Annotated in this window: 21 protein-coding genes; 13 read left to right on the forward strand and 8 right to left on the reverse strand. The window is 76.3% G+C overall.

The window, feature by feature from the left end:
- Positions 1 to 78 precede the first annotated feature (78 nt).
- The gene (locus tag ACFVVL_RS08675; RefSeq protein ID WP_387672575.1) at positions 79 to 2,301 is read right to left on the reverse strand and encodes a protein kinase; all 2,223 of its coding nucleotides are present in this window, start codon (positions 2,299 to 2,301) and stop codon (positions 79 to 81) included.
- 375 nt (positions 2,302 to 2,676) lie between these two features.
- On the opposite strand from ACFVVL_RS08675, the gene ACFVVL_RS08680 reads away from it, so the two are divergent.
- From ACFVVL_RS08680 to ACFVVL_RS08700, 5 genes are all read left to right on the forward strand, one after another.
- On the forward strand, positions 2,677 to 3,366 hold the full coding sequence (locus ACFVVL_RS08680) for a hypothetical protein (RefSeq protein WP_387672578.1): 690 nt from the start codon (positions 2,677 to 2,679) through the stop codon (positions 3,364 to 3,366).
- 1 nt (position 3,367) lies between these two features.
- Complete coding sequence (locus tag ACFVVL_RS08685) at positions 3,368 to 5,293, forward strand: hypothetical protein (protein ID WP_387672580.1); 1,926 nt, start codon at positions 3,368 to 3,370, stop codon at positions 5,291 to 5,293.
- Positions 5,294 to 5,351: 58 nt separating this feature from the next.
- Entirely contained in the window at positions 5,352 to 8,600 is a 3,249-nt protein-coding gene (locus ACFVVL_RS08690; protein WP_387672583.1) for an error-prone DNA polymerase, read from the forward strand.
- Positions 8,601 to 8,625: 25 nt separating this feature from the next.
- Positions 8,626 to 9,309 (forward strand): DUF4232 domain-containing protein, encoded by a 684-nt coding sequence (locus ACFVVL_RS08695; protein WP_387672586.1) that lies wholly within the window; start codon positions 8,626 to 8,628, stop codon positions 9,307 to 9,309.
- A gap of 330 nt (positions 9,310 to 9,639) precedes the next feature.
- Positions 9,640 to 10,269, forward strand: a complete 630-nt coding sequence (locus ACFVVL_RS08700; protein WP_387672589.1) for a hypothetical protein — start codon at positions 9,640 to 9,642, stop codon at positions 10,267 to 10,269.
- A 78-nt stretch (positions 10,270 to 10,347) separates the two neighbouring features.
- Here the strand turns inward: ACFVVL_RS08700 and ACFVVL_RS08705 are convergent, their stop codons facing one another.
- Together ACFVVL_RS08705 and ACFVVL_RS08710 are read right to left on the reverse strand one after the other, a co-directional pair.
- Positions 10,348 to 10,833 carry a hypothetical protein gene (locus ACFVVL_RS08705; RefSeq protein WP_380295742.1) on the reverse strand — a complete coding sequence of 162 codons (486 nt, stop codon included), beginning with the start codon at positions 10,831 to 10,833 and terminating at the stop codon, positions 10,348 to 10,350.
- Positions 10,834 to 10,990: 157 nt separating this feature from the next.
- Positions 10,991 to 11,821, reverse strand: a complete 831-nt coding sequence (locus ACFVVL_RS08710) for a TIGR03084 family metal-binding protein (protein WP_387672592.1) — start codon at positions 11,819 to 11,821, stop codon at positions 10,991 to 10,993.
- Positions 11,822 to 12,037: 216 nt separating this feature from the next.
- Between ACFVVL_RS08710 and ACFVVL_RS08715 the strand changes: the two genes are divergently transcribed.
- Positions 12,038 to 12,832 carry a LuxR C-terminal-related transcriptional regulator gene (locus tag ACFVVL_RS08715; protein WP_387672595.1) on the forward strand — a complete coding sequence of 265 codons (795 nt, stop codon included), beginning with the start codon at positions 12,038 to 12,040 and terminating at the stop codon, positions 12,830 to 12,832.
- Between the two features lie 18 nt (positions 12,833 to 12,850).
- On the opposite strand, the gene ACFVVL_RS08720 is transcribed toward ACFVVL_RS08715, so the two are convergent.
- A complete protein-coding gene (locus ACFVVL_RS08720; protein ID WP_380295736.1) occupies positions 12,851 to 14,383 on the reverse strand; it encodes an AMP-binding protein in 1,533 nt (510 codons plus the stop codon).
- 220 nt (positions 14,384 to 14,603) lie between these two features.
- Here ACFVVL_RS08720 and ACFVVL_RS08725 point away from each other — a divergent pair, with 220 nt between their 5' ends.
- Genes ACFVVL_RS08725 through ACFVVL_RS08735 form a run of 3 tightly spaced genes read left to right on the forward strand, consistent with a single transcriptional unit; the run spans position 14,604 to position 16,028 of the window.
- Positions 14,604 to 15,062 carry a group II truncated hemoglobin gene (locus ACFVVL_RS08725; protein ID WP_380295734.1) on the forward strand — a complete coding sequence of 153 codons (459 nt, stop codon included), beginning with the start codon at positions 14,604 to 14,606 and terminating at the stop codon, positions 15,060 to 15,062.
- A complete protein-coding gene (locus ACFVVL_RS08730; RefSeq protein WP_387672599.1) occupies positions 15,059 to 15,607 on the forward strand; it encodes a GNAT family N-acetyltransferase in 549 nt (182 codons plus the stop codon). The genes ACFVVL_RS08725 and ACFVVL_RS08730 overlap by 4 nt, the downstream gene beginning before the upstream one ends.
- A gap of 40 nt (positions 15,608 to 15,647) precedes the next feature.
- Complete coding sequence (locus ACFVVL_RS08735; protein WP_387672602.1) at positions 15,648 to 16,028, forward strand: VOC family protein; 381 nt, start codon at positions 15,648 to 15,650, stop codon at positions 16,026 to 16,028.
- 9 nt (positions 16,029 to 16,037) lie between these two features.
- On the opposite strand, the gene ACFVVL_RS08740 is transcribed toward ACFVVL_RS08735, so the two are convergent.
- The gene (locus ACFVVL_RS08740) at positions 16,038 to 16,631 is read right to left on the reverse strand and encodes a maleylpyruvate isomerase N-terminal domain-containing protein (protein WP_387672605.1); all 594 of its coding nucleotides are present in this window, start codon (positions 16,629 to 16,631) and stop codon (positions 16,038 to 16,040) included.
- Between the two features lie 126 nt (positions 16,632 to 16,757).
- Here ACFVVL_RS08740 and ACFVVL_RS08745 point away from each other — a divergent pair, with 126 nt between their 5' ends.
- Positions 16,758 to 17,417: an NAD(P)-dependent oxidoreductase gene (locus ACFVVL_RS08745; protein WP_387672608.1), complete on the forward strand. Its 660-nt coding sequence runs from the start codon at positions 16,758 to 16,760 to the stop codon at positions 17,415 to 17,417.
- Positions 17,418 to 17,479: 62 nt separating this feature from the next.
- Here the strand turns inward: ACFVVL_RS08745 and ACFVVL_RS08750 are convergent, their stop codons facing one another.
- A complete protein-coding gene (locus tag ACFVVL_RS08750; RefSeq protein ID WP_380295726.1) occupies positions 17,480 to 18,262 on the reverse strand; it encodes a dioxygenase in 783 nt (260 codons plus the stop codon).
- A 123-nt stretch (positions 18,263 to 18,385) separates the two neighbouring features.
- Here ACFVVL_RS08750 and ACFVVL_RS08755 point away from each other — a divergent pair, with 123 nt between their 5' ends.
- Positions 18,386 to 18,901, forward strand: coding sequence for a MarR family winged helix-turn-helix transcriptional regulator (locus tag ACFVVL_RS08755; protein WP_380295724.1), 516 nt, complete (start codon positions 18,386 to 18,388; stop codon positions 18,899 to 18,901).
- Positions 18,902 to 19,000: 99 nt separating this feature from the next.
- Here ACFVVL_RS08755 and ACFVVL_RS08760 read toward each other — a convergent pair whose 3' ends face one another.
- Positions 19,001 to 20,317, reverse strand: a complete 1,317-nt coding sequence (locus ACFVVL_RS08760; protein WP_380295722.1) for an RNA polymerase sigma factor — start codon at positions 20,315 to 20,317, stop codon at positions 19,001 to 19,003.
- A gap of 53 nt (positions 20,318 to 20,370) precedes the next feature.
- On the reverse strand, positions 20,371 to 20,745 hold the full coding sequence (locus ACFVVL_RS08765) for a YciI family protein (protein WP_380295720.1): 375 nt from the start codon (positions 20,743 to 20,745) through the stop codon (positions 20,371 to 20,373).
- 159 nt (positions 20,746 to 20,904) lie between these two features.
- Here ACFVVL_RS08765 and ACFVVL_RS08770 point away from each other — a divergent pair, with 159 nt between their 5' ends.
- Positions 20,905 to 21,369 carry a hypothetical protein gene (locus ACFVVL_RS08770; protein WP_380295718.1) on the forward strand — a complete coding sequence of 155 codons (465 nt, stop codon included), beginning with the start codon at positions 20,905 to 20,907 and terminating at the stop codon, positions 21,367 to 21,369.
- Between the two features lie 15 nt (positions 21,370 to 21,384).
- Positions 21,385 to 21,750, forward strand: coding sequence for a nuclear transport factor 2 family protein (locus tag ACFVVL_RS08775; protein WP_387672614.1), 366 nt, complete (start codon positions 21,385 to 21,387; stop codon positions 21,748 to 21,750).
- Positions 21,751 to 21,767: the final 17 nt, after the last annotated feature.

The following is a 21,767-nucleotide window of genomic DNA, read 5'->3' on the forward strand; positions in this document are numbered from 1 at the left end:
GGATCGGAGCACCGGACCGCCGGACCGGGCGCGGACGGCCGGAAGCCGACGCCCCGGCCGTCCGCACCGCGCACCGGCTCAGGCCGCGGAGACCGTCCACACCTGGTCGGCCGAGCCCGCGCAGGTGCGGACCGTGGCGGGCGCGCCCGGACCGGCGGCGGACAGGCAGCGCTTCGCGTCCCGGGCGACGGTCACCACGTAGCCCCCGGGCACCGGGAAGAACGACCAGACCTGGCTCGGCGGGGTGGCGTTGGGCGCCGGCCGGTACGCCAGCTGCGTCTGCGCGCGGGTCTCCTCCAGGTTCAGGACCTTGGTGTACTCGGTGGCGCCGTTGAGCAGGGCGTACCCGCCGTCCGCGTAGGGGGTCAGCTGCCAGACGCCGCCGGGGCCGCCGTCGTCCGAGGACAGGACCACCGGGTTGCCCGGCCGGTTGAGCGAGGCCTGGTCGTACAGCACGGACCCGCCGTTGGACAGCCGGGCGAGCGTGGGCAGCGTGCCGCCCGGCTGGGTCGGGGGCTTGATGGGCGGGTCCGTCGGGACGGTGCCGGGCGGCGGGGGCGGGGGAGGGGAGGCGGTGTACGGCGGCGGGGAGGCGGTGTAGGTCGGCTTGGGCGCGTAGGTGTAGTCCGGGGCCGGGGGGACGGTCCGCCGCGGCGTGGCGGTGTACCCCGGGACGCTCGGCGGCGGCTCGGCCGTGTAGGCGGGGCCGTCCGGCGCCGAGGGCTGCCCGGGCGCCGGCGAGGGGCCGCCCGGCGCGGCCGGGGCCGTGGAGCCGGCGGGGGTGTCCGGGGCGCCGGGGGCGGGGGCGGGGGCGCCCGGAGGGTCGGCGGGGGCGTTCGACGCGGCGCCGTCCCGGCCGGTTCCGCCGGCCGTACCGCCCGCGCCTGCGGACGTCCCGCCGGCCGTTCCGCCGCCCGCGCCCCCGGCCGTGCCGCCGGTGCCCGTCGGACCGCCCGCCCCGGGCAGCGGCGCACCCGGCAGCGGCTCGCCCGGGACGGCCGGCCCGGGCGTCCCGGGCGGCGAGGGGAGCCCCGGCTGCGTCGGCGCACCGGGGGCAGGGGACGGCGCACCCGGGTCGGGGAGCAGGCCGACGGCCTCCGCCGCCGGCGGGCCCGACCGGTCGGAGGCGGCCGCCGCCCCGGTCGCCCGGACATCGGCCGGACCTCCCTCCCGGTGCAGCACGACGGTCGTGGTGGCGGTGACGGCGCAGCAGAGCGCGGCCGCGCCCGCCGTGAGCAGGGTCCGGCGCCGGCTGCCGAACAGTGCCGTCCGCCACCGGGCGGCGCGGCGCGGCGGCGCCCCGGAGGGTGCCCCGGCCGGGGCCGGTGCGGGGGCCGGGACCATCGGCCGGGCCGCCGACCCGGCGGCCCGCAGCGCCGCCTGCGCACCGGTCGACCGGACCACCGCCGCCCAGGAGGGCCCGGCCGCCGGGCCCCCGGCCGGTTCGCCGGCGAGGGCCGACAGGACGGCCGCGGCCATCGCGGCGGCGTCCGGCCAGCGCAGCGCCGGGTCCTTCGCCAGGGCCCGTTCGACCAGGGCCCGGACCGCGTCCGGGACGTCGGCCGGCAGCGGCGGCACCGGGTCGGTCAGGTGCTTGAGGATCAGCTCCAGGGCGGTCCCGCCCTCGAACGGCAGCCGCCCGGTCAGGCACTCGTAGAGCACCACCCCGAGCGCGTACAGGTCCGCCGAGGCGGTGACCGTGCCGGTGGAGGCCTGCTCGGGTGCCTGGTAGGCGGCGGTGCCGAGCACCATCCCGGGCACGGTGAGCCGGGGGTCGCAGCCGGGGCGGGCGATGCCGAAGTCGGTGATGACCACATGGCCGTCGCGCACCATCAGGTTGGCCGGCTTGATGTCCCGGTGGACGATGCCGGCCTCGTGCGCGGCCTGGAGCGCCCCCAGGACCTCCAGCGCCAGGCCGAGCGCCTCCGGGACGGTCAGCGGGCCCCGCCGTTCCATCACGGTGCTGAGCGGCTCGCCGTCGATCAGCTCCATGACCAGGTAGGCGGTCGGACGGGCGGCGGGGCCCGCCGGTGCGCCCCAGGAGGGGACGTCGTCGGTGGTGCGGCCGGGGCCGAAGTCGTACACGCCGACGATGCCCGGGTGTTGCACCCGGGCCATCACCCGGGCCTCGTCGTGGAACCGCTCCGCGAAGCCGGGCTCGTCCAGCAGCGCGGGCTTCAGGACCTTGACGGCCACCCGGCGGTCGAGCACCTGGTCCCGGGCGAGCCAGACATCGCCCATCGAGCCGCCCCCGAGCCACTCGTCCAAGCGGTAGCGGTCACCGAGCGTGGTGCCACGCATGATTCTCCTCGACTCGTCTTCGTCGTCGCGACCGCCGCCGGGGCCGGACGGCCCTCGGTCGCACCGGCAGACCCTGTCAGCCGGACATAAACACCTGCTTGTCGTGGCCACCGAAACCCCCACGCGGCCAACGCTCCGTTCAACGGACTATCGACATCCTAGGCACAGTGGGATGGTGACGCACCATCAGGTCGCCCGTCGGCCGCCGGAGCCCGCCGCGAGCGCGCACACTCCAGGGTGATTACGGAGAGTGGCGGGGCGGATGCGGACGATTCGGACTTGAATCTTTGCGAACGGATGTTCGATCCTGGGGGTGTGCCCGTTTTCGAATCTGTTTTCGAATCCACCGTCGAGCGGAAGCCCGCGCTCCGACCGGTGGCGTCGACCGCTGCCCCCGGCCGGGGACTGCTGCCGGTGGTGCCCGCGCTGAGCGGGCTGCTGCCGGAGGGCGGGCTGCGCCGGGGCGCGGCGGTGTCGGTGGCGGGCGGGGACGCCGGGCTGCTGCTCGCCCTGGCCGCCGGGGCGCGGGAGACCGACGGCGGCTGGGCCGCGGCGGTCGGGCTGCCGGACCTCGGGCTGGCCGCGGCCGCCGGGTACGGGCTCGACCTGCGGCGGCTGCTGGTGGCCGACGACCCCGGGCCGCACTGGGCCGAGGTGGTGTCCGTCCTGGCCGGCGCCGTCGAGCTGATCATGCTGCGCCCGGACGGTCCGGTCCCGCCGAACCTCGCCGCCCGGCTGGCCGCCGTGCTGCGACGCAGCGGCTGCGTGCTGCTGGTGGCCGGGCCGTGGCCCGGGGCCGGACTGCGGCTGGGCGTGCGCTCCGGGCGCTGGTTCGGGCTGGGGGACGGGCACGGGCAGCTCGCCGGACGGCAGGTGGAGGTGGTGGCCGAGGGGCGCGGCTCGGCGGGGCGCGGGCGGACGGCCCGGCTCTGGCTGCCGGACGCGCACGGCGCGGCGCGGACCGTGGAGGAGACGGCCGGCGCCGGGGCGGTGGACGTGGACGTGCTGGGGGAGGGCGCGGTGCCGGGGGCCGGGGCTGGCCTCGACCGCATGGCGGTGGTGTGAGATGACCGGTGGCGAGGTGGCCGGGACCACCGGGGCGGGTGGCGTGGTCACCCCCCGGGTGCTGGTGGTGTGGTGTCCGGACTGGCCGGTGGCGGCCGTCGAACGCCCGGCGGAGGACGGCGGCCCGGACGTCCCGGTGGCGGTGGTCGAGGGCGGCCGGGTGCTGGCCTGCTCGGCGGCGGCCCGGGCGGCCGGGGTACGGCAGGGGCAGCGGCTCAAGCTGGCCCAGCGGCTCTGCCCGGCGCTGGAGCTGCGTGACCGCGACCCGGAGGCGGAGGCCCGGCGGTTCGAGCCGGTGGTCGCGGCGGTGGAGGCGTTCACCCCCCGGGTGGAGGTGCTGCGCCCGGGGCTGTGCGCGATCCCGGTGAAGGGACCGGCCCGCTACTTCGGCGGGGAGGAGGCCCTGGCGGCGAAGGTCCAGGGGGCGGTCACGGCCGCCCTGGCGGCCTCGGCGGCGGCCGTCGCCGCCCGGGCGCACCCGTCGGACGCGCACCCGGCGGACGCGCACCCGGCGGACGTGGAACCGGCCGGGAGCCGCGCCGCCGCCGAGCGGGGGGACGCGGAGCAGGCCGAGGTCGTCCCGCTGCGCCCCGCCGGCGCCGGGCGGGCCGGGGAGCGGCGGACCACCGGGGTGGACGAACTGCTCGCCGCCGCGCCCGCCGCCCGGGACGGCGCCCGGGGCGGCTTCGCCCGCCCGCCCGCCTACCCGCCGGCCCCCGCCCCCGGGTCCGCGCCCGTCACCGCCGCGCCGGTGCCCGTCGGCCAGGTCGGCGTGGCCGACGGCCTGTTCGCCGCCGTGCTCGCCGCCCGCGCCGGGGTGCTCGTCCCCGCCGGGCGCACGGCGGAGTTCCTCGCCCCCTACCCGGTGGCCGCGCTCGGCGACGCCGCACTGGCCGACCTGCTGGACCGGCTGGGCCTGCCCACGGTCGGGGCGTTCGCCGCGCTGCCCGCCGAGTCGGTGGCCGACCGCTTCGGCCCGGCCGGCACGGTGGCGCACCGGCTGGCCCGCGGTCTGCAGCCGCGCCCGCTGGTGCCGCGCACCGAGGGGCCGGACCTCTCCGTCGAACAGCGCTTCGACCCGCCCGAGCCGCTCGCCGAACCGCTGGTGTTCGTCGCCCGCACCCTGGCCGAGCGGCTGCACCAGCGGCTCGCCGGGGCGGGGCTGACCTGTCAGCGGGTCGCCGTCGAGGTGGAGTGCGCCGACGGCCGGACGGTCGCCCGGCTCTGGCGGCACGAGGGCCGGCTCTCGGCGACGGCGCTCGCCGAACGCGTCCGCTGGCAGCTCCAGGCCTGGCAGAGCGCCGGCACCTTCGGCCGCGGGACCGGAGCCGGGGGCCCGCACGAGCCGGAGCGGGGCGGGTTCACCGCGCTGCGTCTGCTCCCCGACGACCTCACCCCCGACCAGGGCCGCCAACTCGCCCTCTGGGGGCAGGCGGTGGCGGACGACCGGGTGGAACGCGCGGTGGCCCGGGTGCAGGCGGTGCTCGGCCACGCCGGGCTGCGCCGGATCGAGCCGGCCGGCGGCCGGGGGCCGGAGGACCAGGCGGTCCGGGTGCCGTGGGGCGAGCCGTACGACCCGGCGGCCCCGGCCGACGCGCCCTGGCCGGGGCGGCTCGGCGGGCTGCGGGACGTCTGGCCGGCCGTGGTGCACCGCGTCCCGGTGCCGGCGGCGGTGCTGGACGGCGACGGGCGGCCGGTGACGGTGGACGGCCGGGCGGGGGTGTCGGCCCGGCCGGCCACCGTGGCGGTGCGCGGGCGGGAACTGGCGGTGGACGGCTGGACCGGCCCCTGGCCGGCCGTCGAGTACTGGTGGGACCAGGCGCGCGCCCGCCGCCGGGCCCGGTTCCAGGTGACGGTGGCGGACGGGCGGGCGCTGCTGCTCACGGTGGAGGGGGGTGCCTGGTTCGTGGAGGCCGGGTACGACTGACGGCCGGGCCGTCCGAGGGGGGCAGGAGACCAGCGAGAGACCGAAGGCGCCACCCCCGATGGGATTCACCAGCCACCCCTCCCTCCCCTGGAGCGAGTTGCACCGCCGGCTGACCGGCGACGGCGGCGACGTCGTCGTTCCGCTGCACCCGCGCGCGCCCGGCGACCGCGCCGGGGCCCCCGCCGGACGGCCCGCCGGGCCGCCGCCCGCCGGACCGGCCTGGGCCGAACTGCACGTCCACTCCGCCTTCAGCTTCCTCGACGGCGCCAGCGACCCCGAGGCGCTGGTTGCCGAGGCCGCCCGGCTGGACGTCGAGGCCCTCGCCCTCACCGACCACGACGGCCTCTACGGCGCGGTCCGGTTCGCCGAGGCGGCCCGGGGAACGGGCGTGGCCACCGTCTTCGGGGCGGAATTGACGCTCCGTCAGGAGAAGGGTGGCGTCGAGCACCTGCTGGTGCTGGCCCGCGACCCGGAGGGCTACCGCCGGCTCTCCGCCGTCATCGGCGCGGCCCAACTCGCGGGCGGGGCCAAGGGGAACCCGGTCTACGACTTCGCCGACCTCGCCGACGCGCACGGCGGCCACTGGGCGGTGCTCACCGGCTGCCGCCTAGGCCGGGTCCCCGCCGCCCTGGCCGCCGCCGGAAGCGGCCCGGCCGACCCCGAACACCGACTGCGCACCCTCACCGAGGCGTTCGGCCACCAGAACGTCCACGTCGAGCTGGTCCACCAGTGGCTCCCCGGCGACGACCCGCGCAACGACGCCCTCGCCGCGCTCGCCGCCCGGCTGCGCCTGACCACCGTCGCCTCCACCAACGCCCACCACGCGAGCCCCGCCGAGGGCCGGCTCGCCCAGAGCCTGGCCGCCCTGCACGACCGGCGCACCCTCGCCGAGGCGGCCGGCTGGACCCGGGCCGCCGGCACCGCCCACCTGCGCTCCGGCCACGAGATGGCGGCCCGGCTGGCCCGCTTCCCGGGCGTGCGGGAGGCCACCGTGGACCTCGCCCGGGCCTGCGCCTTCGACTTCGCCACCCTGGACCCGGAGCTGCCCGGCTACCCCGTCCCGCCCGGCCACACCGAGATCAGCCACCTTCGCGCCCTGGTCGCCGAGGGCGGCCCGGCCCGGTTCGGACCCGGCAACGGCCCGGCCCGCCGTCAGCTCGCCCGGGAGCTGGACGTCATCGAGACGCTCGACCTGGCCGGCTACTTCCTGATCGTTCACGACATCGTCGACTTCTGCCGCCGGGAGTCCATCTGGTGCCAGGGGCGCGGCTCGGCGGCCAACTCGGCGGTCTGCTACGCCCTCGGGATCACCGCCGTCGACCCGGTGCACTACAAGCTGCTCTTCGAACGCTTCCTCTCCACCGCCCGCGACGGGCCGCCGGACATCGACCTGGACATCGAGAACCGCCGCCGCGAGGAGGTCATCCAGTACGTCTACCGCCGCTACGGGCGCGAGCACGCCGCGCAGGTCGCCAATGTGATCACCTACCGGCCCCGGCTGGCGCTGCGCGACGCCGCCAGGGTCCTCGGCTACCCGCAGGGGCAGGTGGACGCGTTCAGCCGGCAGGCCGACTTCCGCTCGCCGCCCGGCGCGGACGCCGTCGTCCCCGCCGACGTGCTCGCGCTCGCCGGACAGCTCCACGGCCTGCCGCGCCACCTGGGCATCCACTCGGGCGGCATGGTGCTCACCCGGGAGCCGATCGCGGAGATCTGCCCGACCGAGTGGGCGCGGATGCCGGGGCGCTCCGTGCTGCAGTGGGACAAGGAGTCGGTGGCCGGCGCCGGACTGGTCAAGATCGACCTGCTCGGCCTCGGCATGCTCGCCGCCCTGCACGACACCTGCGACCTGGTCGCCCGGCACCACGGCGAGCACTACGACCTCGCGACCATCCCGGACGACGACCCGGGCGTGTACGCGATGCTGCGGCGGGCCGACACCGTCGGCGTCTTCCAGGTCGAGTCGCGCGCCCAGATGGCCACTCTGCCCCGGCTCAAGCCGGACCACTTCTACGACCTGGTGGTGGAGGTCGCGCTGATCCGGCCCGGGCCGATCCAGGGCGGCTCCGTCCACCCGTACCTGCGCCGCCGCGCCGGGGTGGAACCGGCCGGCTGCCCGCACCCGCTGATGGAGAACGCGCTGGGCAAGACCCTCGGGGTGCCGCTGTTCCAGGAGCAGATGATGCAACTCGCCATCGACTGCGCCGGGTTCACCCCCGTCGAGGCGGACCGGCTGCGCCAGGCGATGGGCGCCAAGCGCTCGCACGAGCGGGTCGCCCGGCTGCGCGAGCGGCTGCTCGGCGGCATGGCCGAGCGCGGCATCCCGGAGGAGGTGGCGCAGGACGTCTACACCAAGATCGAGGCCTTCTCCAACTACGGCTTCCCGGAGAGCCACGCGATCAGCTTCGCCTACCTGGTGTACGCCAGCGCCTGGCTCAAGCACCACTACCCGGCGGCCTTCACCTGCGCCCTGCTGGCCAACCAGCCGATGGGCTTCTACGCACCGCTCAGCCTGATCTCGGACGCCCGGCGGCACGGCGTGCGGGTGCGCGGGGTGGACGTCAACGCCAGCGGCGCCGGGCCCACCCTGGAGCCGTACCGGGGGCCGACGCCCGCGCCGCCGCTCACCGCCGGGAAGCCGCAGCCCGCGATCCGACTCGGCCTGGACACCGTGCGCGGCATCGGTGCCGCGCAGGCCGAGGCGATCGCGGCCGGGCAGCCGTACGCGGACCTGGAGGACTTCGCCCGCCGCACCGGTCTGCCCGCGCCGGGCCTGGAGGCCCTGGCCGCGGCGGGCGCGTTCGGCTGCTTCGGGCTCGGGCGGCGGCAGGCGCTCTGGGCGGCCGGCGCGTTCGCGGGCGTCTCGGCGGACCTCATCCCGGGCACCACGCCGGGCACCGGGGCGCCGGAGCTGCCCGCGATGACCCCGGTCGAGGAGACCATCGCCGACCTCTGGGCCACCGGGACCTCCGCGACCAGCCACCCGCTCCAGCACCTGCGCGCCCACCTGGAGCGCGGCGGCGCCCTCTCGGCGGCCGAACTCCCGGACGTGCCACCGGGGACGGCGGTGGTGGTCGGCGGCCTGGTCACCCACCGGCAGCGGCCGCCGACGGCGGGCGGGGTGCTCTTCCTCAGCCTGGAGGACGAGACCGGGCTGATCAATGTGATCTGCAGCCGGCCGGTCTGGGAGTCCCAGCGCCGCACCGCCCTCGACCGGGCCGGGCTGCTGGTGCACGGGCACGTCGAACGGGACCGCGGTGCCACCAACCTGGTCGCCACCCGGCTCACCCCGTTGCGGATCGGGCTGTGAGGGGGCGCAGGGAACGGTCCGTGCCATGATCGTCCCCATGGACTGGACGCCGTCGCCGCAGACCGCCGCTCCGGACGGGGCCCGCCGGGCGCCGCGACCGCTGCGGGCCGGGCTGCTGCTCGTGGCCGGGGCACTGGCGGCGGCCGGCTGCGGCAGCACCCCGGCGACCGGGGCGGGCGGGGGAGCGCCCGGACCGGCGCGCACCATCGGTGAGGCGCCCCTCCCGGTGACGTCCGCCCCCGAGGCCCCCACCGCCTCCGCCGCCCCCGCGCCCGTCTGTTCCCCCGAGGGCGTCGCGCTGACCGTCGGCGAGGCCAACGCCGCGACGGGACTGCGGGTGATGCCGGTCCGGCTGACCAACTGCGGCACCCGCCCCTACGCCCTCAAGGGCCACCCCGCCGTCCGCGTCCTCGACGCCGAACGCGCCCCGCTCGCCGTCACCGTCAAGCGCGGCTCGGCCGGCATCGCCACCCTGGACGACTTCGACGCCACCCCCGTGCCGCTGATCCTCCAGCCCCAGGAGTACGCCGAGTCCCAGCTGCTCTGGCGCAACACGGTGACCGCGGGCGACCGGGGCCCCGACGACGGCCGCTTCCTCGACATCGCCCCGATCCCCGGCCGCCCCCGGCTGACCGTCCCGGCCCACCTCGACCTCGGCACCACCCGCGCCCTCGGTGTCGCCCCCTGGAGCAAGCCGGTCCTCTCGTAGGGCCCGTCTTCACACTCCCGCCCGCCGAACAACGCGCCCCCGGCCGGCGGCCGGCGGGTGCCCCCGCCTCCGCCGTGCGATGCACGCACCCGGACGCCGCCCGGTCCGTCCTCCGGGCGGACGGCGGGGGTGGGACGGCGGGCCCCGGGGCGTGCCTTGCGGCTCGGCCCGGGGCCGCGACGCCAAGGGCACGCACGCCCCCGGCCCGGCGGCGTGGAGGCGTCCCCACCGCACGGACTCCGCCTGGGCGCCTCGTCCGGACCGATCCACGGGGTACGCCCCAACGACCCCGGGTGTCACGGGAGATGACGACACCGCCATAATGGCGCGATGTCCGAACAGTACCTCTCGGCGTTCGCGGTCGACGGCGACGCCCTGCTTCGCACGGTCGGTTCCGGTGACGAGGACTTCGTCCGGGCCGCCCTCGACCGGATCGGCCCGCTCGCGGACGCCGGCCGCCTGCTGCGGGCCACCGAGGCGGCCGAGGTGGAGCCCGCCCTGCGGGAACTCGCCGCCGGCCGGCTCGACCGCCGCCGTCCCGCCGGCTACACCTGGCTGCTGGAACTCCTGCTGCCCGGCGCCGGTGACGCCCTCGGCGCGGCGGTGCTGCCCGGCCGGGGCTGGCACGAGCTGGCGGACACCTTCGAGGCCTGGGGGCTGCCGGCCCTCGCCGGCCTCTGGGCGCGGCCCTGGCCCTTCCCGTGGGGATCCGGGGCGCCGGACGACGACCCCTGGCCCTTCCCCTCCTTCACGGCCGGTCCCGGACTCGACCGCGTCCGGGCCGAACTCGCGGGGTTCGACACCGGCCGGATCCACCGGGAGCCCGAACTCCTGCCGGGCGGCGACGAGGACGCGGCCGAGGAGGTCGAGTGGCTGGTCTCCGAGGTGTTCCCGGCCTGGACGGCGGGCGCCCTGGAGCGGGGCGCCGGGCTGCTGCTCCTGCGGGACGGGGGGAAGTGACGACCGGCGCGGCGCAGTCGTGGGGGGTGCCTGCGCCGCGCCGGGGTCCGTGCGGACCGGGCCCGTCGGCGGGCCCGGTCAGAAGGCGGGCTGGTCGTTCAGCTCGACGATCCGCAGATCGCTCAGGCGGACGGTGTACCAGACCTCCTGGCTGCCGCCACCGCCCCAGAACTCGGTGAGCCGGACCGAGGCGAAGCCGTACTCCTCCTTCACCTGCTGGGCCGACCAGTCCGCCGGGACGTTCTGGGCCCGGAACACCGGATCGGCGTCGTGCTCCTGCGCCCAGGCGTCGAGGCGGAACTCCAGGTGCGGGGCGAGGTAGCGCTCACGGACGGCGCGCGGGGTCTCGTTGCTCTCGCCGAGCACCGCCCGCCGGTACTCCTCGACGAAGGTGACCACCTGGTGCGCGGCCGGCGTCCCCGCCCGGACCTGTGCCGGGGCGGACACCCCGGCCGGGCCGGCGGGCAGCGCGAACGCGGCCTGGGCGGGGGCGGCGAGAGCGCCCACGGCGAGCAGGGCGGCGGCCCCGGCGAGGGCGGTGCGCAGCGGGTTCGTTCGCTTCATGCCCGAAGTCCACCATTCGCCGACGAACCCTGTACATCGCCGAAACGTGTGGTTTACCGGGCGATCCGGCGTATTCGGCGCATCATCCGCTAAAGCGACGACATGGCTGAGGCGACGACCCGGCCGGAGCGGCTACCGGGCTGGAGCGGCGACCGGGCTAGAGCGGCGACCCGGCCTCCCGCCCCGCCCCGGGCGCGCCCGCGAAGGCCTGGGCGATCGGCAGCCAGGCCGTCGCCAGCTCGCCGACGGCGGTCAGCGCGAGGTCGTCCCGGTGCCGGCGCTGGGTGACCAGCAGGCAGAAGTCCAGCGCCGGGCCGGTCACCCGGTCCGCCGCGTCGGCCGGCCCCCACGTCCACGACCCGCCGTCCGGCGCGGTCAGTTCCACCCGCACCGGGGCCTGCGGGGCGGGCAGCCCGTGCACCGTGAACGCGAACCCGATCGTCCGCACCCCCAGGTGCGCGACGTGCCGCAGGCGGGCGGTCGGCTCCCGGCGGACGCCCAGCGCGTCCGCCACGTCCTGCCCGTGCGCCCAGGTCTCCATCAGCCGGGCGGTGGCCATCGACGCGGCCTTCATCGGCGGGCCCAGCCAGGGCAGCCGGGCGTCGGCCGGGGCCGCCGCGAGCGCGGCCGCGAGCCGGTCCCGTCCGGTCCGCCAGCGGGCCAGCAGCGCGGCGGGCTCCTCGGCCGCCCCGCGCGCCGCGCCGTCCTCCACCGGGTCCGCGCCGGCCGCCGCCAGCTCGCCGAACACCCGGCCGGACTCCGCGACGAAGGCCTCCGGATCGCGGGCGGCCAGCTCCGACCAGCCGTCCGTCCAGGCCAGGTGGGCGATCTGGTGCGCCACCGTCCAGCCGGGCGCGGGCGTGTCCAGTGCCCAGCGCTCCGGCTCCAGTGCGGCGACCAGCCCGTCCAGCACCGCGCTCTCGTCCCGCAGGTCGGCCAGCAGCCCGGCCAGGACGGGCGAGCCTTCGGGAACGTTCGGATCGGCCATGGATCTCCCCTTCGCAACGGTTGGAAACCTTGGAAACAACGGAAACCACGACGAGGTGCGACAGGTCTCGGTGGTGACCCGCCGGTAACCTCGCGCCCGCACCCTACGCCGTCCGGCCCGCGCCCGCCCGGAACTCCGCACGACGGCGCGCGACACGCGCACCGAACACCTTCGCGACCCCTCCCCACCACCGGAACCGCGTGTGACAATCGCGCGATGACGACCGCCCCGACCGCGTCGAAGAGCAGCGCCGAGACCCCGGACGACCTCGCCGCCCGGGCCGCCGAGCTGGTCCGCGACGCCGTGCTCGGCGACCTCGCCCGCCGGGTGATCGCCGACTGCGGCGCGGACGTCGGCCTGGTCGGCGTGCCCGAGCCGGGCGTGGCCAGGGCCGGCGGGGAGGGCATGGTGCTGCGGCACTGGGCGGGCACCAGGGCGGACCTGCTGCACGACCTCCCGGTGCCGGCCGGCACCGGCCTCGGCGGCCGGGCGCTGGCCGAACGGGCGCCCAGCTGGGCGCCCGACTACCGCGCCGACACCACCATCTCGCACCACTACGACGCCGCCGTCATCGCGGAGGACCTCTACGCGATGCTCACCGTGCCGCTGCTGCACGACGGCGCGGTGCACGGCGTGGTGTACGCCTCGCTGCGCGCGGTGGTCCCGTTCGGGGACGTCCGGATCGCCGCCGTGACCAGGCTCGCCGAGGCCGCCACCCGGGCCCTCGCCGGAGCCGCCGCCTGGCGCGGGGCCCCGGTCCCGGCTGCGGCCCCGCCGCCGGCCACGGGCGCCGGCGGCGCGCGAAGACCCCCGGCCGTCCCGCTCACCCGGCGCGAGCACGAGGTGCTCCGCTGGGCGGCGACCGGCCGGACCAACCCGGAGATCGCCGCCCAGCTCGGGCTGACCTGCAACACGGTGACCGGCTACCTGAAGAGCGCCATGCACAAGCTCGGCGTCCGCAACCGCACCGAACTCGCCGTCACCGCCCGGGAGTCCGGCCTGCTCGACTGAACCCCCGGGCCGCGCGGATCAGTTGACCCCGCGCTCGCGCCCCGACCAGTACGGCTCGCGGAGCCGGAACTTCTGCAGCTTCCCGGTGGTGGTGCGCGGCAGCGCGTCCCGGAACTCCACCGAGGTGGGCGACTTGTAGCCGGCCAGCCGCTGCTTGCAGTGCGCGATGAGGTCGGCCTCGGTGATCTCCGCGCCCGGCTTCAGCACCACCAGCGCCTTGACCGTCTCGCCCCACTTGGTGTCCGGCACGCCGATCACCGCGACCTCGGCCACCGACGGGTGGTCGTAGAGGCAGTCCTCCACCTCGATCGAGGAGACGTTCTCCCCGCCGCTGATGATGACGTCCTTCTTCCGGTCCGAGATGGTGAGGTAGCCGTCGGTCAGCACGCCGCCGTCGCCGGTGTGGAACCAGCCGTCCCGCAGCGCCTCGGCGGTGGCCTCCGGCTGCTGCCAGTAGCCGTCCAGGACGACGTTGGAGCGGACCAGCACCTCGCCCTGCTCGTCCACCCGCACCTGGTTGCCGATCGCCGGGGAGCCCGCCTGCACCAGCTTCTCCGCCCGCTGCTCGGCGGGCAGTTCGTCCCACTCGGCGCGGGTGCGGTTGACCGTCACCACCGGCGAGGTCTCGGTCAGCCCGTAGATCTGCATGAACTCCCAGCCGAGCTCGGACTCCATCCGCTGCACCACCGAGGTCGGCGGCGGCGCGCCCGCCACCACCATCCGCACCCGGTCCCGGCCGGGAACCGGACCGTCCCACTCGGCCGCCGCGTCCAGCACCATCTGCACCACCGCCGGCGCGCCGCACAGGAAGGTCACCCCGTGCCGCTCGACCCGGCGCAGGATCTCGGCGCCGTCCACCTTCCGCAGCACCACGTGCTGCGCGCCGAGCCCGGTGAGCGAGAACGGCAGGCCCCAGCCGTTGGCGTGGAACATCGGCAGGGTGTGCAGGTAGACGTCCCGGTCGCTCGCCCCGAAGTGCAGGGCCATCAGCGTCGCGTTCAGCCAGATGTTGCGGTGGGTGAGCTGAACGCCCTTGGGGCGGGCGGTGGTTCCGCTGGTGTAGTTGACGGTCGCGGTGTCGTTCTCGTCGATCGCGTACCGGCGCGGCGCGGTCCCGAAGTCGTACAGCAGCGCATCGCTGTCCGACCCGATCACGAACGTGTGCTTGGCGACCACCCCGGCCAGCGGCTCGGCCAGCTCCGGGTCGACCAGCAGCACCGAGGCGCCGCTCTGCTCGACGATGTACGACACCTCCTCGGCCTTGAGCCGGAAGTTCACCGGCACCAGCACCCGGCCGTGCCCGCTCACGCCGAACAGCGAGGTCAGCAACCGCGCCGAGTTGTGCGAGACGATCGCGACCCGTTCACCGGGGCCGACGCCGAGGCGGTCCAGCCCGGCCGCCTGCGCCCGCGCCAGCCGGGCGATCCGACGGTACGTCAGATCGGTCCAGGGCTCGGCCGGTTGCACCGGTTCGTCGACGATGCCGACCCGGTCGCCGTAGACCAGCTCGGCCCGGTCGAGGAAGTCCATCACGGAGAGTGGAATCTGCATGGCCCCACTGTCCTCCGCCCGCCGCTCCCTGCACACCCCCGATCGGGGGTGTCACCCGGGCGGGGGCGCCCACCACGGCGCGGGCCCGGGACCGCACCGGAGCGGAGCCACCGGATCCGGTTGGTGAGCCGGCCGCGAACAGGGGGTCCGGAGGGGGCGGGCCGGGCGTCGCGCTGCTAGGAAAGGTGGCAGGAGATCCGCCCACGGGGGAGAGACACCGATGACCGACCACCGCTCCGGCAGCCTGTACGACGCGATCGGGGGCCTGGACGCCCTGAGACGGCTGAGCGACACCTTCTACCGGGGCGTGCTCGCCGATCCGCTGCTCGCGCCGGTCTTCGCCCGGTTCACGCCCACCCACGTCGAGCACGTCGCCGTCTGGCTGGCCGAGGTGTTCGACGGCCCGGACCGCTTCACCACCGACCTCGGCGGCCACCGGGCGCTGCTCCGCGCCCATCTCGGCCTCGCGATCACCGAGGAGCAGCGGCTGCGCTGGATGGAGCTGATGGCCGAGGCGGTGCGCGCGGAACTGCCCGAGGACGCACTGCTGCGGGCCCGCGTCCTGGAGTACTTCGACTGGGGCACCAGGATCGCCGAGGACGTCTCCGCCTCCCCGGCCGGCACCGACCTCGGCGAGCCGGGGCCCACCCCGCGCTGGGGCTGGGAGGGCCTGCGGTGACGGCCGCGCCGACCGCCGGGGGACTGCTGCTGAGACCCTTCCGGGCGCAGGACGCGAGCGCCCTGATCGAGGTCCACCGCGACCCGGTGCTGCGCCGCTACGTCCGCAACCGGGTGACCGGCCCGGACGACGCCGCCCGCTGGCTGGCGGCCGAGGACCGGAGCCGGGCGGAGGGCAGCCGGTACTCCTTCGCGGTCCTGGAGGGAGGTGCGCTGGTCGGCCAGGTCGTGCTCAAGCGCGGCGCCCCGGGCAGCGCCGGCTCCGAGGTGGGCTACTGGACGGCCGCCGCCGCGCGCGGCCGGGGCGTGGCCCCGCGCGCGCTGGCGGCGCTCACCGCCTGGGCGGCGGAGACCTTCGCCGCCGACGGGTTGCTCCGGCTGGACCTCTTCCACGAGGGGGACAACGCGGCGTCGTGCCGGGTGGCGGAGAAGGCCGGCTACCCGTTCGAGGCCCTCGTCCCGGCCGCCCCGCCGCGCCACCCGGTCGACGGCCACTGGCACAGCCGGCCCGCCGGGAACGCCGCGCCCGCCGGGAACGCCGGATAACGGGTGGACCCGGGCGGCGATCGGGGTCAGGGTGATCGTCATGACTTCTCTCGTGCGACACGTGACGATCGACTGCGCCGACCCCTACGCCCTGGCGCAGTTCTGGGCGAAGGCCCTGGACGGCACCCTGGGCGAGGACGACGGGCCGGGGGACGACGAGGTGCTGGTCGACTCGGCCGGCGCCTCGCTGCTCCTCATCCGGGTGCCCGAGGGCAAGACCGCCAAGAACCGGGTCCACCTGGACCTCCAGCCGCAGGACCGCACCCGGGACGAGGAGGTGGAGCGCCTCCTCGGCCTGGGGGCGACGCTGTTCGAGGACCACCGCACCCCGGACGGCAAGGGCTGGGCGACCCTCCTGGACATCGAGGGCAACGAGTTCTGCGTCGAGCGCAGCGCCGCCGAGCGGCTCGCCACCTCCTGACGCCGGCCGCTACCCGACGGCCGCCCGCCAGCGCCACGAGGTCCGGCGCGGGCGGCCGTCGAGCTCCCCGCGGCCGGTGCACCACAGCAGCACGTCCACCGGGTCGCCGGCCGGCGCGTCGGGGAAGAGCCGGGCCAGCGCGGCCGCGGTGAGCCGCTCCGCGGGCCGCCACTCCAGGCCGAGCCCGAGGGTGATGTCATGGGTGTGCAGCAGGGTCTCGGTGACGCCCATCGCGGCGAACCCGGCCGGGTCGCACGGCCCGAAGTGGTACGCCCGCAGCTCGGGCGGCGCCGCGTCCAGGGCGGTGGCCAGCAGGTGCGCGCAGGCCGTGACCACGGTGAGCACCTCGGCCGGCCCGGCCTCCGGGCGCACGGTCAGGTCCATGGGCAGATAGCGGTCACCGGGCCGGGCGGCGAGCTGGCCGGCGTAGGCGAGCAGGTCGTGGGCGATGTGGGCGGCGGTCTCCCGGCAGCTCCACTCCAGCGGTCCGGCGGGCGCGTCCCAGCGGGTGCCGGCGGCCCCGGCCGCCGCCGGGCCGAGCACGGCCGTCAGCTCGCCGAGCGCGGCCCGGACGTCATCACCGTTCAACGGTCGGTCGGTCATCGGGCCACCGTCTCATCCGCTCCCGCGTGTCCGCCAGGGCCCCGCCCGCCCCGGGTGCTACTGCTGGCTCCGGATCCCCACCCGGCCCCGTCCGCACCCGGTTCCCGGAGAACAGGCAGGTACCCCATGGCCAGGATCGCCGTGCTCGGCGCCAACGGCACCATCGGCAGCGCCGTCGTCACGGAGGCCGCCGCGCGCGGCCACCGGGTGACGGCGGTCGTCCGCGACCCGGCCCGGTTCGACGCCGCGCGCCACCCGGGGGAGGTGTCCGTCGAGGCCGGGGACGTGCTGGACCGGGCGGACGTGGCCCGGGTCGCCGCCGGGCAGGACGCCCTGGTGAGCGCGGTCGGCGGCGGTGACGGCCCGGGCCACCTGGCGCTGATCGAACCGGCCGCGAGGAGCCTGGTGGAGGGGCTGCGCCGGCTCGGCGGCGAGGCGCCCCGGCTGCTCGCGGTCGGCGGCGCGGGCAGCCTGGAGACCGCGCCCGGGACCCGGGTCTGGGACGCCCCGGGCCTGCCGGAGGCGGTGCTGCAGATCATGCACGCGCACGGCGACGCCCTGGCGTACTACCGGACGGTCACCGACGTGCGCTGGACGGTGCTCAGCCCGGCCGCCCACATCGGCCCGGGGGCGCGCACCGGCCGCTACCGCACCGGGCTGGAGCAACTGCTCACCGACGCCGAGGGGGAGAGCCGGATCTCGGTGCCGGACTACGCGGTGGCGCTGGTCGACGAGATCGAGCAGCCGGAGCACATCGGCGAGCGCTTCACCTGCTGCGCGCTCTGAACGGCCGGGCGCTCCGAACGCCGCCCTCCCGACGGCTGCCGGTCGCCGCCGGCCCTCGGCCGTCAGCCGATCTGGATCGAGCGCTTCGCCAGGCCCATCCAGAACCCGTCGATCACCGAGCGCTGGCTGCCCAGCTCGTGCTCCGCCGCGCCGAGCGTGACGAACAGCGGGGCGAAGTGCTCGGTGCGCGGGTGGGCGAGCCGGCCGGCCGGGGCCTTCTGCTCGAAGTCGAGCAGTGCGTCGAGGTCCTGGGCCGCCAGGGCGCGCCGCCCCCAGTCGTCGAACTCGGCCATCACCGAGGTCACCCGGCCGTCGCGGCTGAGCGCCCGCAGGTTGTGGGTGAAGAAGCCGCTGCCGACGATCAGCACGCCCTCGTCGCGCAGCGGGGCGAGCCGGCGGCCGATCTCCAGCAGCCGCTGCGGGTCCAGGGTCGGCATGGAGACCTGGAGGACCGGCACGTCCGCCTCCGGGAACATCTCCACCAGCGGGACGTAGGCGCCGTGGTCGAGCCCACGGTCGGGGATGTCCTGGACCGGCGTGCCGGGGGCGCGCAGCAGTTTGCGCACGCGCTCGGCGAGCTCCGGTGCGCCGGGGGCGGCGTACTGGACGCCGTAGTAGTGCTCGGGGAAGCCCCAGAAGTCGTAGACCAGCGGCACGGTGGTGACGGCGCCGAGCGCGAGCGGGGCCTCCTCCCAGTGCGCGGAGACCATCAGGATCGCCTTCGGGCGCGGCAGGTCGGCGGACCAGGCGGCCAGCTCCTTGGGCCAGACGGGGTCGTCGGCGAGCGGCGGCGCGCCGTGCGACAGGTAGAGGGCGGGCATGCGCTCGGGTGCGGCGGTGCTCATGGCGGCTCTTCTCCTCCGGCCCTCGGTGGCGGGCCTCGGCGGGTGGGGTAGTTCAAATTTGAACACCATTGCTTCGACCGTACACCTTTGTTCGAATTTGAACAATGGGAGTACGATCACCCCATGCCCTCCACCTCGTCCGCACCTTCGGCGCCCCCCTCCGCCGCCTCCTCGTACGAGCCCCGGTGGCTCGACGAGGAGGAGATGGCCGCCTGGCGGAGTTTCGTCACCGCGAGCAACCTCCTCAACCGCCGCCTGGAACGCCAGCTCAAGGAGGAATCGGGCCTTTCCCACACCCAGTACGAGATCCTCGTCCACCTCTCCGCCGCCCCGGCCGGCTCGCTGCGCATGACCGAGCTGGCGGACAAGCTGGTCACCTCCAAGAGCGGGCTGACCTACCAGGTCACCCAGCTGGAGAAGATGGGCCTGGTCAGCCGCCGCTCCTGTCCCAGCGACGTGCGCGGGGTCTTCGCCGAACTCACCGATCAGGGCAGCGAGATGCTGCGCGAGGCGGCCCCCGGGCACGTCGCCCTGGTCCGCGAACTGCTCATCGACGTGCTCAGCCGGGAGCAGCTGACCGTGCTCGCCGACGGCCTCGGTCTGGTCAGCGCCCGGCTGCGCCTCGACGACGCCCTCTGAGCGCCCCGAGCGCTCAGAACCCCCGGAACCCCCTCGACCCTGCCACCCCTCGAATCCCTCGAACCCTCAGCTCCCTCGAACCCTCAGCCCTCCGGGCCGCTAGCCCGCCGAATCCCGACCCTCGTCCGTCCGGGCTGCTGCCGCCTCGGCCGCCTCCGCCGCCTTGGCGCGCAGCAGATCCCGCTCCCGGACGTTGCGGGTGAGCGCCGCCGCCCGCTCGAACTCCGCCCGCGCCTCGGCGCCCCGCCCCAGCCGGGCCAGCAGTTCGCCCCGGACGCTCGGCAGCAGGTGGTAGCCGCGCAGCGCCGGCTCCGCGGCCAGTGCGTCGACCACCTCCAGCGCCACCGCCGGCCCCTCGGCCATCGACAGCGCCACGGCCCGGTTGAGCTCCACCACCGGCGAGGGCGTCAGCGCCATCAGCCGGCCGTAGAGCGCGGCGATGGCCGCCCAGTCGGTGTCCTCGTACCGCACGGCCCGGGCGTGACAGGCGGCGATCGCGGCCTGCACGGAGTACGGCCCGGTGCCCGCCCGGCCCAGGGCGGCGAGCCCGCGCCTGATCAGCAGCCGGTCCCAGCGGGTGCGGTCCTGGTCGGCGAGCAGGACGGGCTCGCCCCCCGGACCGGTGCGGGCGGCCGTGCGGGAGGCCTGGAACTCCAGCAGCGCCGCCAGCCCGTGCGCCTCCGGTTCCGCGGGCATCAGCGCGGCCAGCACCCGGGCCAGGCGCAGCGCGTCCTCGCACAGCGCGGGCCGCAGCAGGTCGTCCCCGGCGGTCGCGGCGTAGCCCTCGTTGAAGATCAGGTAGATGACCTCCAGCACGGAGGAGAGCCGGGCCGCCCGCTCCTGACCGTACGGGACCTCGAACGGTATCCCGGCCTGCGCCAGGGTCCGTTTCGCGCGCACGATCCGCTGGGCCACGGTCGGCTCGGCGGAGAGGACGGCCCGGGCGATCTCCGCCGTGGTCAGCCCGCCGAGCAGCCGCAGGGTGAGTGCGATCCGGGACTGCGCCGGCAGCACCGGGTGGCAGACGGTGAAGATCAGCCGCAGCAGGTCGTCGTCGATGTCGTCCGGCCCGGACGGCTCGGGCGGCGGGACGTCCTCCAGCGTCCGCCCGACCTCGGCGAGCTTGCGCGCATACGTCTCGCGGCGGCGGACCAGGTCGACCGCGCGGTGCTTGGCGGTGGCCATGAGCCAGGCGCCCGGACGGTCCGGGACGCCCGACCCGGGCCACTGCTCCAGGGCCGCGACCAGCGCGTCCTGCGCCAGTTCCTCGGCGATGCCGACGTCGCGCACGATCCGGGCGACCCCCGCGATGATCCGCGCCGACTCGATCCGGAAGACGGTCTCGACCGTCCTGGCCGTCTCCGCGGCACCCGCCGACCGCGCCGTCCCCGCCGTCCCCGCGTCGCGCTCCGTCACGATCACCCATCAGAGCAGCCGCCGCCCGCGGCGGCAAACCACCGCCCCGGCGGTCACGCCTCCGGCGGCGTGGCGGCCTCGTCGATCTGCCGCAGCTCGGCGCCCACGGTCCAGTGCGCCGGGTGCGTCTCCAGGAAGCGCCGGGTCCACTCGACGGCCTCCGCCTTGTCCTTGCACTGGAGCAGGGCGTAGCCGCCCACGACCTCCTTGGTCTCGGTGAACGGGCCGTCGGTGCAGTTCACCTTCCCGCCCTCCCAGAGCAGCCGGGTGCCCTCCTTGGTGGGCAGCAGCCCGGCGGTGTCCAGCATCACCCCGGCCTTGGTGATCTCCTCGAACAGCGCCCCCATCCGCTCCTCGAAGCCGGGGTCGGACGCGAACTCGGAGGCCTGCTCCTCGTTGATGCGGATCAGTGACAGGAAACGCGGCATGACGGCTCACTCCTCGTCGGTGTGCGGGCGGGGCCTCTCCCCGCCGCTCACCCCTGCGTCGAACGGGCGGCGGCCGTTTCGACAGCCGACCCGGAAAATTCTCGCGGGGGATTTCCGGACCGGCCACCGGGGCCCGCCACTCCATGATCGAATACCCGCATGATCGGTGAACTGTTGCTCGACCTGGTGCCGGACGCCGTGGCCGACCTGCTGTCCCTGCGCCGTGGCCGTGACCCCGAGGTCGACCGGATGCACGCCTCGTTCCACTTCGGCGAGCCGGCGCGGTTCGAGGCCAAGGTCTTCGGCAAGCTGCCCTACTGCGACCCGGCCGGGGCCTTCCTGCACGCGACCCCCACCTCGCTGCAGCTGAGCCGCACCCACCGGCCCCAGGGGGAGGACGCGCCCGCCGAGCTGCTCCCCGTCGCGCTCCCCGTCGCCGCCCTGGAGGTGGTCGCCGTCCGGCCCCGCAGCTCGGGCGACCCGCGTGCGGTCCTGCGCTCCTGGTACCTCGTCGAGTGCCGGGACGGCGACGCCACCGTCCTGATCGGCTGCGAGCCCGAGTACCTGCCGTTCGTCCTCGCCCCGCTCCGTTCCACCGATGCGCTCCCCGAGCCGGCTCCGTAGCGGCAGGATGGCGGCATGACCATCGATCATGCTTTCGCACGGCGGTTCGCCGAGGAGTGGGTGGCGGTGTGGAACGCCCGCGACCTGGAGGGCGTTCTCGCGCACTACACCGAGGACGTCGTCTTCGTCTCGCCCCGGGTCGTCACCTTCCTCGGGGAGCCGTCGGGGGAGGTGCGCGGCAAGGAGGCGCTGCGCGCGTACTGGAGCAAGGCGCTCGCGCTGCTGCCCGAACTGCGCTTCACCCTGGACTCGGTGCGGGTCTCGGTCGACACGATCGTGATCGACTACCGCAACGAGCGCGGGGTGGCCGTCGCGGAGGCGCTGACCTTCCGCGACGGCCTGGTGTGCCGCGGCTTCGGGGCGTACGGGCCGGAGAGCTGACGCCGGGCGCCCGCACC

The organism is Kitasatospora sp. NPDC058115, from assembly GCF_042884635.1.
Lineage (GTDB): Bacteria > Actinomycetota > Actinomycetes > Streptomycetales > Streptomycetaceae > Kitasatospora.

Excerpts from the sequence above, each read along its gene's own strand:
- ACFVVL_RS08750 (WP_380295726.1), bottom strand. The coding sequence starts at position 18,262 with ATGAGCACCGCCGCACCCGAGCGCATGCCCGCCCTCTACCTGTCGCAC.
- ACFVVL_RS08700 (WP_387672589.1), top strand. The coding sequence starts at position 9,640 with ATGTCCGAACAGTACCTCTCGGCGTTCGCGGTCGACGGCGACGCCCTG.
- ACFVVL_RS08740 (WP_387672605.1), bottom strand. The coding sequence starts at position 16,631 with ATGACCGACCGACCGTTGAACGGTGATGACGTCCGGGCCGCGCTCGGC.
- ACFVVL_RS08775 (WP_387672614.1), top strand. The coding sequence starts at position 21,385 with ATGACCATCGATCATGCTTTCGCACGGCGGTTCGCCGAGGAGTGGGTG.
- ACFVVL_RS08675 (WP_387672575.1), bottom strand. The coding sequence starts at position 2,301 with ATGCGTGGCACCACGCTCGGTGACCGCTACCGCTTGGACGAGTGGCTC.
- ACFVVL_RS08735 (WP_387672602.1), top strand. The coding sequence starts at position 15,648 with ATGACTTCTCTCGTGCGACACGTGACGATCGACTGCGCCGACCCCTAC.
- ACFVVL_RS08690 (WP_387672583.1), top strand. The coding sequence starts at position 5,352 with ATGGGATTCACCAGCCACCCCTCCCTCCCCTGGAGCGAGTTGCACCGC.
- ACFVVL_RS08710 (WP_387672592.1), bottom strand. The coding sequence starts at position 11,821 with ATGGCCGATCCGAACGTTCCCGAAGGCTCGCCCGTCCTGGCCGGGCTG.
- ACFVVL_RS08765 (WP_380295720.1), bottom strand. The coding sequence starts at position 20,745 with ATGCCGCGTTTCCTGTCACTGATCCGCATCAACGAGGAGCAGGCCTCC.
- ACFVVL_RS08705 (WP_380295742.1), bottom strand. The coding sequence starts at position 10,833 with ATGAAGCGAACGAACCCGCTGCGCACCGCCCTCGCCGGGGCCGCCGCC.
- ACFVVL_RS08685 (WP_387672580.1), top strand. The coding sequence starts at position 3,368 with ATGACCGGTGGCGAGGTGGCCGGGACCACCGGGGCGGGTGGCGTGGTC.
- ACFVVL_RS08695 (WP_387672586.1), top strand. The coding sequence starts at position 8,626 with ATGATCGTCCCCATGGACTGGACGCCGTCGCCGCAGACCGCCGCTCCG.
- ACFVVL_RS08720 (WP_380295736.1), bottom strand. The coding sequence starts at position 14,383 with ATGCAGATTCCACTCTCCGTGATGGACTTCCTCGACCGGGCCGAGCTG.
- ACFVVL_RS08715 (WP_387672595.1), top strand. The coding sequence starts at position 12,038 with ATGACGACCGCCCCGACCGCGTCGAAGAGCAGCGCCGAGACCCCGGAC.
- ACFVVL_RS08755 (WP_380295724.1), top strand. The coding sequence starts at position 18,386 with ATGCCCTCCACCTCGTCCGCACCTTCGGCGCCCCCCTCCGCCGCCTCC.
- ACFVVL_RS08745 (WP_387672608.1), top strand. The coding sequence starts at position 16,758 with ATGGCCAGGATCGCCGTGCTCGGCGCCAACGGCACCATCGGCAGCGCC.
- ACFVVL_RS08770 (WP_380295718.1), top strand. The coding sequence starts at position 20,905 with ATGATCGGTGAACTGTTGCTCGACCTGGTGCCGGACGCCGTGGCCGAC.
- ACFVVL_RS08725 (WP_380295734.1), top strand. The coding sequence starts at position 14,604 with ATGACCGACCACCGCTCCGGCAGCCTGTACGACGCGATCGGGGGCCTG.